This window comes from Enterobacter sp. MGH 37 (assembly GCF_000534515.1).
GTDB lineage: Bacteria > Pseudomonadota > Gammaproteobacteria > Enterobacterales > Enterobacteriaceae > Enterobacter > Enterobacter kobei.
The window spans coordinates 2,485,691-2,501,457 of record NZ_KI973205.1; the positions used below are offsets into that span (position 1 = coordinate 2,485,691).

General features: G+C 52.9%; 13 protein-coding genes. 3 read left to right on the top strand and 10 right to left on the bottom strand.

The genetic code is table 11. The annotated features are described in order from the left end of the window. Positions 1–142: 142 nt before the first annotated feature. The 9 genes from L383_RS12025 to tssB all read right to left on the bottom strand — a co-directional run bounded on the left by L383_RS12025 (position 143) and on the right by tssB (position 10,263). Positions 143–610 (bottom strand): putative T6SS immunity periplasmic lipoprotein, encoded by a 468-nt coding sequence (locus tag L383_RS12025; protein WP_023331014.1) that lies wholly within the window; start codon positions 608–610, stop codon positions 143–145. Beyond that, positions 604–1,158, bottom strand: a complete 555-nt coding sequence (locus tag L383_RS12020) for a hypothetical protein (RefSeq protein ID WP_023331015.1) — start codon at positions 1,156–1,158, stop codon at positions 604–606. The genes L383_RS12025 and L383_RS12020 overlap by 7 nt, the downstream gene beginning before the upstream one ends. After that, positions 1,151–3,790: a type VI secretion system ATPase TssH gene (tssH, locus tag L383_RS12015; protein WP_023331016.1), complete on the bottom strand. Its 2,640-nt coding sequence runs from the start codon at positions 3,788–3,790 to the stop codon at positions 1,151–1,153. Before tssH ends, L383_RS12020 begins: the two co-directional genes overlap by 8 nt. Positions 3,791–3,958: 168 nt before the next feature. Continuing rightward, complete coding sequence (hcp, locus tag L383_RS12010; protein ID WP_014884709.1) at positions 3,959–4,450, bottom strand: type VI secretion system effector Hcp; 492 nt, start codon at positions 4,448–4,450, stop codon at positions 3,959–3,961. 4 nt (positions 4,451–4,454) lie between these two features. Next, positions 4,455–6,179, bottom strand: a complete 1,725-nt coding sequence (locus L383_RS12005) for an OmpA family protein (RefSeq protein ID WP_023331017.1) — start codon at positions 6,177–6,179, stop codon at positions 4,455–4,457. 3 nt (positions 6,180–6,182) lie between these two features. Then, a complete protein-coding gene (gene tssL / locus L383_RS12000) occupies positions 6,183–6,836 on the bottom strand; it encodes a type VI secretion system protein TssL, short form (RefSeq protein ID WP_023331018.1) in 654 nt (217 codons plus the stop codon). Continuing rightward, positions 6,833–8,170, bottom strand: coding sequence for a type VI secretion system baseplate subunit TssK (gene tssK, locus L383_RS11995; RefSeq protein WP_023331019.1), 1,338 nt, complete (start codon positions 8,168–8,170; stop codon positions 6,833–6,835). Before tssK ends, tssL begins: the two co-directional genes overlap by 4 nt. An 18-nt stretch (positions 8,171–8,188) precedes the next feature. Then, on the bottom strand, positions 8,189–9,733 hold the full coding sequence (gene tssC / locus L383_RS11990) for a type VI secretion system contractile sheath large subunit (RefSeq protein ID WP_032629132.1): 1,545 nt from the start codon (positions 9,731–9,733) through the stop codon (positions 8,189–8,191). Positions 9,734–9,765: 32 nt separating this feature from the next. Further along, entirely contained in the window at positions 9,766–10,263 is a 498-nt protein-coding gene (tssB, locus tag L383_RS11985) for a type VI secretion system contractile sheath small subunit (RefSeq protein WP_014884714.1), read from the bottom strand. Between the two features lie 767 nt (positions 10,264–11,030). Between tssB and lpxP the strand changes: the two genes are divergently transcribed. Then, positions 11,031–11,951 carry a kdo(2)-lipid IV(A) palmitoleoyltransferase gene (gene lpxP / locus L383_RS11980; RefSeq protein ID WP_094166636.1) on the top strand — a complete coding sequence of 307 codons (921 nt, stop codon included), beginning with the start codon at positions 11,031–11,033 and terminating at the stop codon, positions 11,949–11,951. Positions 11,952–12,309: 358 nt separating this feature from the next. Further along, the gene (gene ypdK, locus L383_RS25940; RefSeq protein WP_099458937.1) at positions 12,310–12,381 is read left to right on the top strand and encodes a membrane protein YpdK; all 72 of its coding nucleotides are present in this window, start codon (positions 12,310–12,312) and stop codon (positions 12,379–12,381) included. A 52-nt stretch (positions 12,382–12,433) separates the two neighbouring features. Here ypdK and alaC read toward each other — a convergent pair whose 3' ends face one another. Next, positions 12,434–13,672 (bottom strand): alanine transaminase, encoded by a 1,239-nt coding sequence (gene alaC, locus L383_RS11975; RefSeq protein ID WP_014884716.1) that lies wholly within the window; start codon positions 13,670–13,672, stop codon positions 12,434–12,436. Positions 13,673–14,059: 387 nt separating this feature from the next. Between alaC and L383_RS11970 the strand changes: the two genes are divergently transcribed. Next, entirely contained in the window at positions 14,060–15,766 is a 1,707-nt protein-coding gene (locus tag L383_RS11970) for a sensor histidine kinase (protein ID WP_023331022.1), read from the top strand. Position 15,767: the final 1 nt, after the last annotated feature.

Here is a 15,767-nt window from a genome sequence, read left to right on the forward strand (position 1 = left end):
CTTCAGGTAGAAATAGAACACCAACGATAACAAACAGAAATAAGATGAAAATTTCAATCTACTAGCCACCCCAACGTCAGGAAACAAAAGATTAAGCTATATATTTACAAAAAAATTTAAATACGGACACTTATTACACTTGCTATTCTGGAGCCTTAATTGAACCATACGGCCTTGCGAATTCGCGATCTGTCAAAGGGAAATTATACACTTGATCATTATTAATACCGACACCAACAACAAAGCTTCTCGCTTCTTTATTATCAAGTGTTGGATGAAGTACAAACTCAACTATATACTTGCTACCATCTTTAAAATTAAAATAAGATGGAGGAATACATAATTCACCTTCAATAACCTTAAGGCCGGGGGAAAAATTAAAATCTTTCTCTATTGAAGGCGTCCCTCGCAGATTGATACCCATATCTACTGGCTGATAATCTTGTGCATTATCAATATTCACGCAAACATTATCACCCTTTTTACTCACCTTTGCAGTTTCATCAAAACGAAATCTGTCACCTGGTCCAGGGCATCCCGTCAGGATTGGAAGACAAAAAAACGTTAACAACAAAGAGTTAAGCTTAATAAAATAGTTACGTCTCACCATGGAAAGCCCCTCAAAGCACTTTTATATCCCTCACGTATCACCGACTCAGAAGTATTCCCATCGAGCGTAATATCGGGGTATCTTTTATTTTCAAGGTGACTCCAGATTTCATACCCAAAAGTCTGTAAAACAAAATTATCTGCAATAATCTGCGCCTGCTGCTCCATCGGATATTCGCTTAAGAGACGACCATCAAGGGTATAACGGTAACTCACCATCCAGCTCACCAGCCCTCTGAAGATCACATTCATTCCTTTTCCACGCTGCCAGACATGACTTATTTCATGGATGAACAGATGCTGAAGACTGTCGGTTGTCTGTGAGAAATCATCGAAATATAGATCACGAAAATAGATCTCCCCGTTCGGGGTCATCGCCGTATTGTTATCCTGTAAATTGAAAGGGAGATAACTTTCTCTGTGTATCCATACTTTCGAATAATCAATGGTGGATAAAAAAACGGATTGCGCCAGCTGTATTTCCCCCGCCGTGAGTAGTCTGACACCACCCTCTTTGATTCTGAACCCATCCTGCGTTTCATCAGCCATGTGTAAACTCCAGCCCTATGCCCTCTTCCTCACTCCATCCCAGAGTCAGGGAGTGTGGTTTCTGCTTCGCCGCCATATGGCTCAGCAACTGCTGACTCAGCACCGGCAGAATCTGCTGATTCAGCAGACTGTCAACATTCCTCGCACCAGTATCCGGCAGCAGGCAGGCGGCGGTCAGCGCGTCATACAGGCTCTCTTCAATATGCGTCCGCAGGCCGTAGTGTCGGTTCAGCCGCTTACTGACCTGTGACAGCTTCATCTCCACGATGGTGCGCATAGCCGCTTCCGCCAGAGGACGGTAAATCACGGTCTGGAAGCGGGCCAGCAGTGCCGGCTGGAAGTGGTCACGTAATATCGGGCGCAGCAATTCGTGCAGGTCGCCTTCGGTGGCGTCAGGCTGTTCTTCCAGCAACTGCATCAGGTGGTCACTGCCGAGGTTGGAGGTCATCAGAATAACGGTATTGCGGAAGTCGATTTCACGACCTTCTCCATCACGCATAAAGCCCCGGTCGAATACCTGATAGAACAGGTTCATGACGTCACGGTGGGCTTTTTCCACTTCATCCAGTAGTACCACGCTATATGGTCGTTTTCGCACGGCTTCGGTCAAAATACCGCCCTGACCGTACCCGACATAGCCCGGCGGCGAGCCTTTCAGCTGCGAAACCGTATGCGGCTCCTGGTATTCAGAAAGGTTAATCGTGATGAGTGACTTCTCGCCGCCATACATGACATCGGCCAGCGCAAGCGCGGTTTCAGTTTTCCCGACACCACTCGGCCCCACCAGCAGGAATACGCCCTGCGGGCCGTTCTCGGACGTGAGGCCCGTTTTTGCCGCGCGCAGACGCTGAGCGAGGGCCTTAAGCGCCGTATCCTGCCCGACCACACGCTTCCCTATTTCATTTTCCAGCGTCAGCAGTTCGGTCTGCTCGTCTTTCATCAGCGATGACAACGGCACACCTGTCCAGTCGGCTATCACGTTGGCAACGGTACGTACATCCACATCCAGGGAGAGCAGCGGGTTACCGCGCTGCATCTCGTTAAGCTCCTGATGCAGCTGGTGAGTCTCGCTCTGGCGCGAGATATCCTGACGGCTTTCGAGCAATTGAGCGGTCAGCTTCAGTTCCTGACCATACTGGCTTTCGAGTTCATCGAGCGCCACAATCAAGTTTACCTCTTCCTGCTCTATCGCGCTCAGACGTCCAGCATGACTCTGATTGCCAATCGCGATATCTTCCAGCAGCGCCTGCTTCTCCATGTCGAGCGCGGTGATAGATGCGCGATAACGAATAAGTTGCTCCGGAACCGTGTCGATGCTCATGCGTACGCGGGCGGCAGCGGTATCCAACAGATCCACCGCTTTATCAGGAAGTTGACGTCCCGTCAGATAACGGCGCGACAGGGTAACTGCGGCACGAACCGCATCATCGGTAATGTGCACATGGTGATGTTCGGCGTAGCGGGATTTCAGGCCCCGCAGCATCAGGCAGGCGGTATCGTCATCCGGCTCATCGACTTTCACCATCTGGAAGCGGCGCTCCAGGGCTGCATCGCGCTCAAAGTATTGTTTGTATTCAGACCAGGTGGTGGCCGCAATTGTCCGCAGTTCACCCCGCGCCAGCGCGGGCTTCAGCAGGTTGGCTGCATCCGCGCCACCGGCCTGGTTGCCTGCACCGATGATGGTATGCGCTTCGTCGATAAACAGCAGAACGGGTACCGGGGACTGCTGTACTGCATCAATGACGTTTTTCAGACGCTGTTCAAACTCCCCCTTCACACCCGCGCCCGCCTGCAGCAGGCCGAGGTCAAGCGTACGTAGCACCACGGTTTTGAGTGATTCCGGCACATTGCCTTCGGCGATTCTGAGCGCCAGGCCTTCAACCAGTGCGGTTTTGCCCACGCCCGGCTCGCCAACCAGAATCGGGTTGTTTTTGCGTCGACGGGAAAGAATGTCCACCATCTGACGAATTTCGGTGTCACGACCGAACACCGGATCGATTTTGCCTTCTTTTGCCTTCGCAGTGACATCAAGGGTGAATTTATCCAGCGCATTCTGCAATGCAGGGTTGAGTTCTCCCTCTTTTACTTCTGCACCCACAGGGCGCCCGACGAACTCGACTTCTCCACCATGACTTTGCGCCAGTTCCGCTTCCTGCTGCACTTCCGGACGTTCATCTGACTGCGCATCAAGCAACGGTCGAAGACGCTCAAGCTGACTCTGGCCCAGGGTCAGCAAAGGCCACAGACCGTTGCAGTGCACCAGGTTTTGTTTCTCAACCAGTGCCATCAGTAAATGCACACTGCGGATATGTTCTTCACCCGCCAGTGAGGCTATCAGCCAGGCTTGCTGCATCAGAGACTGGATGCTTTCTGAAAGCTGCGGCCGGTGGCGTACCGAGCGCGGCTGTTTATCCAGCCAGCCCAGTAAATCCTGCCAGATGCCGTCCATATCCCATTCGTAGCGGCGAGCCAGCACCGTCAGGTCACCTTCCCCCTGCTCCAGCAGCTTCAGCAGCCAGTGCTCCGGCAGAATTTCTGCATGCGCGCGAGTCTGGCAGAGCGAAGCTGCACCTTCCATTGCCCGCGCGCAGTATGGATTAAGACGTCGAAGGAGGATTGCCGGGTTTTCCATGTTGGTTTTACTCACTGTTGTGGACCTTTCTGACACGCTACCGCCCCTGGCCGTTACCGAGGCCCATAAGGTCTGTTTCCGGGATGTGATGTTTTCTTTGCTCAGCGCCTGCAGCGGCAGACGTTCAGCAAAGAGAAAAGCGGACAGGAAAACCTGCCCGCTTGCGACTTACGCAGTAGCGCGTTCGTTCCAGGAGTCGGAATGAATGATGTTGCCGTCTTTGTAGGTCCAGGTGATTTTTTCGTAACGCAGTTCAACGCGCTCAAGGTGGTTGTGCTTCTCTTTAGAAGGATCCTTAACGTCATACATTTCAGGATTCACCTTCACCACCTTCACGTTTTCCAGTTTGGTGTTGAAATACTCCACTTCCTGGCCCGCGTCGTTGATTTTGTACCACTTGAATTCCGCAGACTTCAGGGTCTGACCCGTGGTCACAGCCTTATAAAGATATGGGCTGGAGGAATCGATTTCTTTGGTGAACAGGAATGGCGTGTGGATACGCGTCCCGGTCAGCTTGCCGGTATTGTTATCGGTCGGGATGTACAGGTTGTGTTCCTGAGCCACCACTTCGATGCTGCCTTCACGGTCCTGAACGTCTACAGACCCTTTAATGTCCGCGCCGCCATCGTCTTTCAGCCAAAGATAAACAGGAATTGCCATGGAATTACTCTCCATTTAATTGTGATGCGCCATCATCCTGCGATGGCGCCGGGTGTTTGCCGGGTAGCTGACAGGCGTTCGCCTGCGGCACCAGACTGATTTCGACACGGCGGTTGAGCGCACGCCCTTCCGGAGTGTCGTTGGTTGCAGCAGGACGGCTTTCGCCATAGCCCTGCACAGCAAAACAGCTTTCAGGTACGTCGCCGGTGTCTCGCATCCAGTTGCGCACTGCCTCGGCACGTTTCAGCGAGAGCATCTGGTTCAGTTGCGGATTTCCGGTGTTATCGGTATGGCCGGATACGACAATCAGCCAGCCCAGCTTCGCTTTGATGCCCACCAGAGAATTCACCAGCATTTTGGTAGACCCCGCTTTGAGCACAAATTTTCCGGAGTCGAACAACGACATGCTGTCGAGACGAATGGTTTTCGGACCCTGAATAATTTTCTTAATGACCGGAGGCGGCGGTGGCGGAGGTGCCCAGTCACTAACTGCGGCCTCAACGGGCGGAATCAGTCGCAGTCCCTGATACAGACCCAGGCGATAACGCAGTGGCTCCCCGCGACGTTGCCAGTCGTCCAGCAATGCGCCATCGGCCCGCAGGCGCTGCTGGGCACGCAGTTTCGGGGCAACAGGCTGACCCGTCAGCTGGTGATATAACGCAAGGTGATCGCCAACGTTACGAATGAGGCGCTGGTTGTTCATCCAGGACGCCAGCATCGCCAGCGCGAGAAAAATCCCGCCCAGTAATCCGGCATAACGCCAGAACACCATCCTGCGGCTCACGCCACATCGGCGCGGCAACGCCGGCAGCAGCAGTTCAGGCAGCGGCAGTGGCTCGGTGCTCACAAAGGCATCCGGTGGCAGCGCCGTCAAGGAAGTGATGTGTTGTTGCCAGAGATTGCCCGCGATACCACTCACCGGCACTATGCACATACCCTGCACGCAGGGCGTCATCACCGGTAACTCCCCCCGCCGTAGCGACAGCAGGTCGTTCACCGCGCTGTTTTGCCAGGCAAGCAGACTGTCCAGCCACAGGCCATGGCTCAAACGCGAAAGACGCCCGTCCGTTCCTATTTCCAGAGGCCAATCCGTCAGTGACACATTGCCCTGACCGGGCTGATACACCTGAATACCGCTTCGCGGGCTTACCGTGGTAAACCAGACGGGCTCAGCCTCTGCACAGGCCACAGGAGGAGATACCCAGGTCACGGTCCACAGCGGGGGGATAGTGCCAAATGCCGCACGGCACCGGACGACAGCACGCTGCCAGCCCCGAAGATGCTGGGTAAAATCATCGCCGGAGGTGTGCTGTTCAGGTACCACCGCCAGCATGACGGAGAGTTGCGACACCTGAGCCGGACGCACCAGGCTCAGGTGTTGTGCCAGGAGTGGCAACTGCTCCGCATCCTTCACCCACAGATACCAGCCCTGTCGGGTTTCCCGGTTATGGGAGCCGGACACAAACAGTGGGCTGTTGTCGCCACAAACAAGGATCACCGCACCCTGAAAATCTTCCGGCGGCAGATTTTCATCCACAATTTCCCGGACAGCGGTCGCTCGTGCCTGAGAAGCCCGACGCTGACGCCAGAGCATCACCCCTGACACCAGCACAATCAGCAGACTGAGTGCCACACGGCTGCCCGAGGACAGTGGCCAGAATCCCAGGATGAGCCACAGCGCCAGTACAGCACCCAGGGCAGTTAACAGACTTCGGTACGCATCCCGCATCGCTTACCCCGGCCTGACGGTCTGGCTTACCAGTTCGGTAAGCGAAGACGAAAGGAAAAACCAGAGCGCCACCATGGCGACAGCGGCCACAACCCAGCTCAGCCAGTACCCGCGACGGCCGCTGCGCAGGCGTGATGCCCGGGCAACAATGGGAGAGTCCTGTGCCAGCGTAAAGGCCGGTACCCGTTCCGCAAGCGCGCGAACAATATCTTCCCGACGCTCATCATCCTGTGCGCGATATTGCCCCACAAACCCCAGTAGCAGAGTCCGGTGCATACAGGTCAGGACTGCGGCGTCAGGGGCGGTTTCTTTCAGCAGGTTCCGGATCCTTTCCCACAACTCCTCACCGGCATTGAGAGTGCCAAAGAAGTGTGCCTGCAGCGGGTCACGCCGCCAGGTCAGATAGCCATCATCGGTGGTTCCCCGGTTCATCACGCTCTCATCAAGCAGAGCACACAGGGCATACACCATATGGTCACAGCTGATGTCGCTGTAACCTGCCTCCGTGAGCGCCGCTTTTGCCTCCTGCACCAGACGGCAGGCCCGACGATAGAGACCTTCCCCGTCACGAACCTCCTGTCCGCCCCGCAGCTGGCTGGCCATCAGCCAGCCGGGGTAGAAAATACGCTCAATTTGACTTATTTCTGATGTATTCATGTGCGCAGCACCGCAAAGAGTTCAAGTTTCACATCCCCCAGTGAGCGCGGGGTATAGAAGGTGCAGCTTCCCGCTTCCAGCATCGCCCGCGCTGCCTCACTACTCAGATCCAGCGAGAAATACTGGTTCTCAAGGCGTAACGGGATAGCGGCCGGCACATGGGTCAGCGGCTTGATAACCATCCCGCTCAGGGCCACATTCACCACATCCGAAACATCTTCAAAGCTGCCCGCTTTACACAGCTGCGGGAATTTCGTCTGAAGCTCATGGTTCGGCATGGAGGAGCGTACGGAGAGGTAGAAATCTGCCCCTTCGCGCAGGCGCGCATCGTGCAGGGCACCTTTCCAGATCTGATCCTTATGCTCCAGGTGGATACTCACCACCCGTGACGGCAGGCTCGCTTCCAGCAGCTTATCGAGCAGTGCCAGCAGCGGCGGGAATACCCGCTCCGGTGCATCGTGCTGATAGGCAGGAATATCGCCAGCGTCATGCTCCAGTGAGAAGGTCAGCAGACTGCCGGCGAGGCGTGCCAGTTCGCGGTACAGCAGTTCCGGGTGACGACCCGGAGTCTGTAGCAGTTCTGTTAACACCGGTTCTGCACTGTTTAGCGCATTGAGCAGCCAGAACAGGGAGACATCCGCGACCGCAAAGTCCGCCATTCGCTCGTTACTCTCACGGCGCATGGCCATCAGACGCTTACGTCGTGCCTGCAGGCGCACCAGCAGATCACCCAGTTCGGTGATCAGCAACGGGCTTGCAGAAACGGAAAGCATCGGTGGGATGAAAGCCGGGTCCCGGCTCCATTGTCCCTGAGCATTACGCACCAGACGGGCGAGCGGGCAGGTCAGGTATGCGGTATTTTCTTGAGTGGACAAACGCAGAGTGATGGCATTACGTAGAATAGCCAGTTCCCCCCTTTCATACCCGGCCAGTTCCTGGACTACCACACGCTCTGCTTTCCAGCGACGCGGGCGTTCACTGTCCTGTCCGTTATCAAGGTTACCACCACTGGCGCTCAGCAGCGGCAATGCGGCTACCACCTCAACTGTCTCAGAGCCATTTGCGGCTGATAAATCACAGACAGGGGGAAGATTATCCGCCAGATCCGTATCAACAATCGTGCCGTCCTGGAAACGCACCACCAGACGGATAGCATTCAGACGCGCAAGCGCAAGCGCGGCATCATCAAACTCTGCAGCAATCACCCCCCAGGGATGAGAAATAACCATCCCAGCGACCATGTAGGCAACGTTTTCATCCCAGCGAGCTTGCTGCTGGAATTGTTGCGGGGCCAGAGCGGCCCCATCCTCCCAAAGTGGGCGGTAAATTTTCATCCCTGATTACCCCTCGCCTTACGATTTCGCCTTCGGCATCTGGGAAACCAGTGACAGGTTGACGTCCATGCCTTCGACCTGGAAGTGAGGGATCGCGTACAGCTTCACGCGGAAGAAGCCCGGGTTGTCTTCAATATCTTCGACAACCACTTTCGCATCACGCAGCGGGTGAGACGCCTGCAGTTCATCGCCCGGATCGGTCATTTCAGTGACCAGACTGCGAACCCAGGTGTTCAGCTCCAGTTCAAGCAGGCGACGATCCTTCGTGGTACCGATGTTTTCGCGCTGAATCAGCTTCAGGTAATGGGCGATACGCGACAGCAGGAAGATATACGGCAGACGCGCGTTGATGCGGCTGTTAGCCGTTGCATCTGCAGTGTCATACAGCGCCGGTTTCTGGCTTGAGTTAGCCGAGAAGAAGCAGGCATAGTCGCGGTTTTTGTAGTAGGACAAAGGAATGAAGCCCAGATTCGCAAACTCAAATTCGCGGGTTTCGGGGATCATGACCTCGCTCGGGATTTTTACCTGATTGCCGGTACCGAGATCGTAAAGATGGATAGGCAGGTCCTGAACCGCACCACCGGCCTGCGGACCACGAATCTGTACGCACCAGCCATTATTGATAAAGCTACGCACCATGTTGGAAGCAAAGGCAAAGGAGGCATTCGTCCACAGGTATTTGTCGTGATCCGGACCTTTGACCTCTTCGACATAATTGAAGCTGCGAACGGGAACGGTATCCGGCCCGTACGGTAAACGTCCCAGTACGCGCGGCATGACCAGGCCGATATAACGAGCGTCGTCGGTATCGCGGAACGATTTCCACTTGATGTACTCTGCGCGGTCAAAATAGTTACCAATATCTTTAATCGCAGCGACCTCTTCCATGGACTCTTTAAGGAAGAATTTTGGACCTGCAGAGCCGATAAACGGCATGTGCGCAGCAGCGGATACTTTAGAGATGTTGCGCAGCAGCGCGACATCCTGCGCTGAAGCATCGAACTCGTATGCGGAAATCAGTGCCGCAATTGGCTCGCCGCCTGGGGTGTCATATTCATCAATATAGGTGTGTTTATACAGACCACTCTGGATGATTTCCGGGCTGTCTTCGAAGTCCTGACGCAGGTCTTCTTTAGACATACTCAGCAACTCAATTTTCACGTTCTGGCGAAAATCTGTTTTATCAATCAGCGACTTCACTCCGCGCCACAGACCTTCAACTGCCTGAAACTCCTCATGGTGCATTACCGCGTCCAGCTGACGGCTGATCTGGTAATCGAGTTCAGCAATGTGGTGATCAATCAGGCTTTTATCCAGTTTTTCGACTTTCGCACCGGCTTTGGTCAGACATTCCAGGAAGACCTGCATACCTGCCGTCAGACGTTCATCAGCGGTCGCATCCGACATCGCCTGCGCGTCCTGCCAGATATCCAGGGCGCTCAATTCAGAGACGGGACTTAAGTTGATTTTCTCAAACAGGGAGGCGTAAACCCCACCCGCAGCAGGACGTTCCAGCACCATGCTTTCACCGCCAGCAATATTATTTTGTACAGACATGAGCATTCCTTGATTAATCCGTTAAAACATCGTGATGGTTAAGCTTTTTTGGGTGCCAGTGCGGATAATTCATTGCGCAATTCAGCGCTAAGCGACTGGTCAAGAACGATTTTTTCCAGCTCTTTTCGGAAAGTCTGGTTATCCAACAGGTTGGCCTTAAGATCGCGGAGTAAGTTGCGCATCGCCAGCATCGCCTTCAGCTGTGGTATCTGGGCAGCCACCTGCTCTGGCGTGAAATCTTTCATGCTCTGGAAAGTCAGCTCAATATTGTCCTCACCACCATCATCTGACAGGGTGTTTTTGACGCTCAGATTAACTTTTGGGGAATATTCGGAAAGAACACTGTCGAAATTATTTTTGGTGATGTTAACTTTTTCACGCTCAGATATTGGCGCAGCATCCTGACCATTACTGAAATCACCGGCAACAAGCAGTTTTAAGGGTAATTCCATTTTCTTGCTTGCTCCGCCAGTATGCAGGTCAAGCTTCAGGTTAATACGTGCCTTAGGCACTTCATTCTGAAAACTGTCAGACATTTGATCATCCCTCTTTGTTTTGCGATGCAAACTTCACGGTATCGTTCTTGATGCGCAATATTAGAACAATGATCGACCGCAAATCAAATACACAGATCATTTATCCGCAATTAGAAAATTCTTAAGAATTTTCCTCTAAGATATTATTGCAACTTATCAGACCAACCCAGAAAAAGAAGCTACTCTTTTTCTGTAAAACAAATATTTGTATCGTAAAAGAGGTTGCAGCCAGTCAGATGCTAAAAAAACAATATTGTTTTGATTTGCATCACAGCACTATATCAAAAACACAGGAGAGAACTGCTTTAGACTCGATAAAAGGAAAGATGAATAAATTATGGACTCAGGCACTCCATTCATTGGATGAATAATAAATAAGAACTTTCACAAAGAAAATTCTTATTTATTAAACGAAGAGGTAAAAAAAAATATGAATACGGAATCTGCCACAAAAAAATAGCGCTTTTAATCCATCCTCTCTCGAAGAGGCTTCCTGCCCGACTCAGGTGGAAGGTGTTCTCATGACTGACTGCCTATAAAAACTGTAAAATCAACCACCTCCTTGACTGCCGCTTTTTTAATCAAAAACGAGTAATAGCACATAACGTATAACGGTGCTACATTACGCCGCCCACCCAAATCAGCAGTGGTCAGGCAACGCCGTAAAGTTCGGTAAAGCCTGAAACCATCACCTTGAAGAACGGTCTTAATGGCACGTCGTATCGCACACGCTGCGCTACCTTTACAGGCTTCACATAGGTTTTACTATCTTGTCTCAATCCAAATTTGAACGTGCGTTTTTACACCCGCGTTACTGGTTTACATGGTTTGGTCTTGGCGTACTCTGGCTGCTGGTGCAACTTCCCTATCCTTTGCTGCGTTTGCTGGGGTCGAAACTGGGCAGCGCCTCTCGCTATTTCCTGAAACGTCGCGAAGCCATCGCGCGCAAAAACATCGAGCTTTGCTTTCCTCAGTACAATGCTGAAGAGCGCGAAAAATTGATCTCTGAAAACTTTAAATCTATCGGTATGGCGCTGCTCGAAACCGGTATGGCCTGGTTCTGGTCGGATGAACGCGTCCGCAAGTGGTTTGATGTCGAAGGGCTGGACAACCTTAAACGCGCGCAGTTGCAAAACCGCGGTGTGATGGTTGTGGGCGTTCACTTTATGTCGCTTGAGTTGGGTGGCCGGGTGATGGGTCTTTGCCAGCCAATGATGGCGACCTACAGACCGCACAATAGCCCGGTAATGGAGTGGGTACAGACGCGCGGCCGCATGCGTTCCAATAAAGCGATGATCAGCCGTAATAATCTGCGTGGAATGGTCGGTGCCCTGAAGAAAGGTGAAGCCGTCTGGTTTGCCCCTGACCAGGATTATGGACGTAAAGGCAGCAGCTTTGCCCCCTTCTTTGCCGTTAAAGACGTGGCGACAACCAACGGTACCTTTGTGATTTCGCGGTTGTCAGGCGCCGCCATGCTGACCGTGACGATGGTGAGAAAAGCGGATAAATCAGGCTATCGTCTGCACATCTCTCCTGAAATGGCTAACTATCCTGAAAACGAATGCGAAGCCGCAGCGTTTATCAACAAGGTCATCGAAACTGAAATCATGCGCGCGCCAGAGCAATATCTCTGGATGCATCGCCGTTTCAAAACGCGCCCACTTGGCGAAGCCTCGCTCTATATTTAAGTCCCGCGTGACGGTTAGTTTCGATAAGAAACTAACCTTTTCAATCACCTGTAATAACCCCGTGTAACGGTTTTTCGTCACGTCGCTCAAAGTGAATTTATTGCCTTGCGAAATCAAACTGTCGCCGTTCCACGACACCCGTAAGTATCGGAAATTATTTAAAAAAATCTCTCTTGTCACCCCTCATTTTTAGGCGTACATTAGCGCCGTCTGGCTACAGGAAAGCACAGAATTCTGAGCTGGAGTCGGCGGCATAGCGGGAAAATTCTCATTTCCGTTTTGGCCGGATTTCAGTTCTCTATACTCAGTTGGACTCTGTTTTTAAATGCGTACCACAAGATACGCGGAGCGATGAAACGTGAAATATTTCTTTATGGGCATTTCGGTGATCGTTTTAGTCTGGGCCGGAACCTTTGCCCTGATGATCTAGTGAAGAACATGCAGTCAAAAAGACAGGAGCCATAGGCTCCTGTCTTTTTATGTCATGATGATGCGGGGTGTTCGGAGACGCTCTTTGTTGAGAGCAGGCCATCGGCCCGGAACATACTCTTGATGCCCCTCACCGCCTGACGAATACGGTCGCTATTTTCGATTAAAGCAAAGCGCACGTGGGTGTCACCGTAATCACCAAAGCCAATGCCCGGCGAAACACACACCTTCGCGTCCTGCAGCAGTTTTTTTGCAAACTCAAGCGATCCCATTGCCGCATACGGCTCCGGAATTTTCGCCCAGACGTACATGGACGCTTTCGGCATTTCCACCATCCAGCCCGCTTCATGTAACCCTTTTACCAGCACGTCGCGGCGGCGTTTATACTGGGCTGCAATGTCGTGAACGCATTGCTGATCGCCTTCAAGCGCCGCTATAGCTGCAACCTGTAGCGGCGTAAAGGTGCCGTAATCGTGATAGCTCTTGATTCGCGCCAGCGCACTCACCAGCGTTTTGTTACCCACCATAAAACCAATACGCCAGCCCGCCATGTTGTAGCTTTTCGACAGGGTAAAGAATTCTACCGCCACGTCACGCGCCCCCGGCACCTGCATGATTGAAGGCGCTTTCCAGCCGTCATAGACGATATCCGCATACGCCAAATCATGTACCACCAGCACGTCATAGCGCTTAGCCAGGGCCACAACCTTCTCAAAGAAATCGAGCTCCACGCACTGCGCCGTCGGGTTGGACGGGAAACCAAGGATCATCATCTTGGGTTTCGGATAGCTTTCGCGAATGGCGCGCTCCAGCTCGTTGAAGAAATCGACGCCTTCCACCAGCGGTACAGAACGTACCTGCGCCCCGGCTATCACCGCGCCATAAATATGGATTGGGTAACTCGGATTGGGAACCAGTACCGTATCACCATGATCCAGCGTAGCCAGCATCAGGTGCGCCAGCCCCTCTTTCGAGCCGATGGTCACAATGGCTTCACTTTCAGGATCGATATCAACCTGATAACGATCCTGATACCAGCGCGAGATCGCGCGGCGTAATCTGGGAATACCGCGCGAGGTTGAGTAGCCGTGCGTATCCGGACGCTGGGCAACCGTGCAGAGCTTCTCAACGATATGCGGTGGCGTGGGGCCGTCAGGGTTGCCCATGCTGAAATCAATGATGTCTTCGCCGCGCCGACGCGCAGCCATTTTCAGTTCAGCGGTGATATTGAAAACATAAGGGGGGAGACGATCGATACGCGTAAAACGGCGTTCAGGACTGAATTCAGCCATAGATTCCTCAGATTAACGTTAGCGCCCGGACCGTCCGAGCGACGCTGCCACTGATGTGACATGCTTAGAAAATAACCTGAAAAAAATCACGCTGTCGAGAGGGAAATGAAAAAAAAGAGAACCCCATGAAAACCGGAACACGGGAACGCCTTAAAGCGGAAGGAGGGGGACTTATATCGGCTTTCCGTTATCTATTGTTTAACACAATGATATCAAAACAGTTACCGGAAGATGCGACTGCAGGAAAGAATCGGGAGGTATCAATCCTCATCCGATAATCCCCTTTCCAAAACAGGGTTTTTCCTCATTTGATAAACATGACGGATAGCTGGTCAATATGCCCCAGGTTTTTTATCATGGTTCTTTCCCGTTTTCCCAGGTCTGCTCGTGCACGAAATATTCACTATGCTGCTGGCGGTTTTTGATCGCGCAGCATTAATGCTGATTTGCCTGTTCTTCCTTATTCGCATTCGCCTGTTTCGCGAGCTGTTGCATAAATCTGCTCACTCGCCGAAAGAACTGCTGGCCGTCACCGCTATCTTTTCGCTCTTTGCGCTGTTCAGCACCTGGTCCGGCGTGCCGGTAGAGGGCTCGCTGGTTAACGTGCGGATTATCGCCGTTATGTCTGGCGGAATTTTGTTTGGTCCGTGGGTAGGTGTCATCACCGGCGTGATTGCCGGAACCCATCGCTACCTGATTGATATCGGCGGCGTCACGGCGGTGCCGTGCTTTATCACCAGCATTATCGCCGGGGTACTATCCGGCTGGATCAGCCGTAAAATCCCGAAAAAGCAGCGCTGGCGCGCCGGGATCCTCGCGGGTATGTTGTGCGAAACGCTGACCATGATCCTGGTTGTCGTCTGGGCTCCCACGACCGCGCTGGGGCTGGATATCGTCTCGAAAATCGGTATCCCTATGATTCTGGGTAGCGTGTGCATCGGTTTTATCGTGCTGCTGGTGCAGAGTGTGGAAGGGGAAAAAGAGGCCAGTGCCGCTCGCCAGGCCAAGCTGGCGCTGGATATCGCCAACAAAACGCTGCCGCTTTTCCGCCACGTTAACGCGGAGTCGTTGCGTCAGGTCTGCGAGATTATTCGCCACGACATTCACGCGGATGCCGTCGCTATCACCAATATTGACCACGTGCTGGCTTACGTCGGCGTTGGCGAGCACAACTACCGCGACAATGATGACACGATAAGCCCGACCACCAGACAAGCGATTAACTACGGTAAAATCATTATTAAAAACAATGATGAAGCCCACCGAACGCCGGAGATCCACTCCATGCTGGTGATCCCGCTTTGGGAGAAAGGCGTGGTGACGGGCACGCTGAAAATTTATTACTGTCACGCGCATCAGATCACCTCAACGCTGCAGGAGATGGCGATAGGTCTGTCGCAGATCATCTCCACGCAGCTTGAGGTCTCCCGGGCGGAACAGTTACGCGAGATGGCAAATAAGGCAGAGCTGCGCGCGCTGCAGAGCAAAATCAATCCCCATTTCCTGTTTAACGCGTTAAACGCCATCTCCTCTTCAATTCGTTTGAATCCGGACACCGCGCGCCAGCTGATTTTCAACCTGTCGCGTTATCTGCGCTACAACATTGAGTTGAAGGATGACGAGCAGATCGACATCAAAAAAGAGCTGTATCAGATTAAAGACTACATCGCGATCGAGCAGGCGCGCTTCGGCGACAAACTGACGGTCATTTACGATATTGATGAAGAGGTCAACTGCGTGATCCCGAGCCTGCTGATCCAGCCGCTGGTCGAAAACGCCATTGTTCACGGTATTCAGCCCTGTAAAGGCAAAGGTGTGGTCACCATTAGCATCACCGAAAGCGGCAACCGGGTGCGTATCGCCGTGCGCGATACCGGCCATGGGATTGACCCAAAAGTCATCGAGCGCGTGGAGTCTAATGAGATGCCGGGGAATAAAATCGGGCTGCTGAATGTGCATCACAGGGTCAAGCTGCTCTACGGCGATGGGCTGCATATTCACCGTCTTGAACCCGGCACTGAAATCGCTTTTTACGTCCCGAATGAACGCTCCCCTGTTCATGCGACGGCATCACTGTTACCTCAGGGTGAGTAAT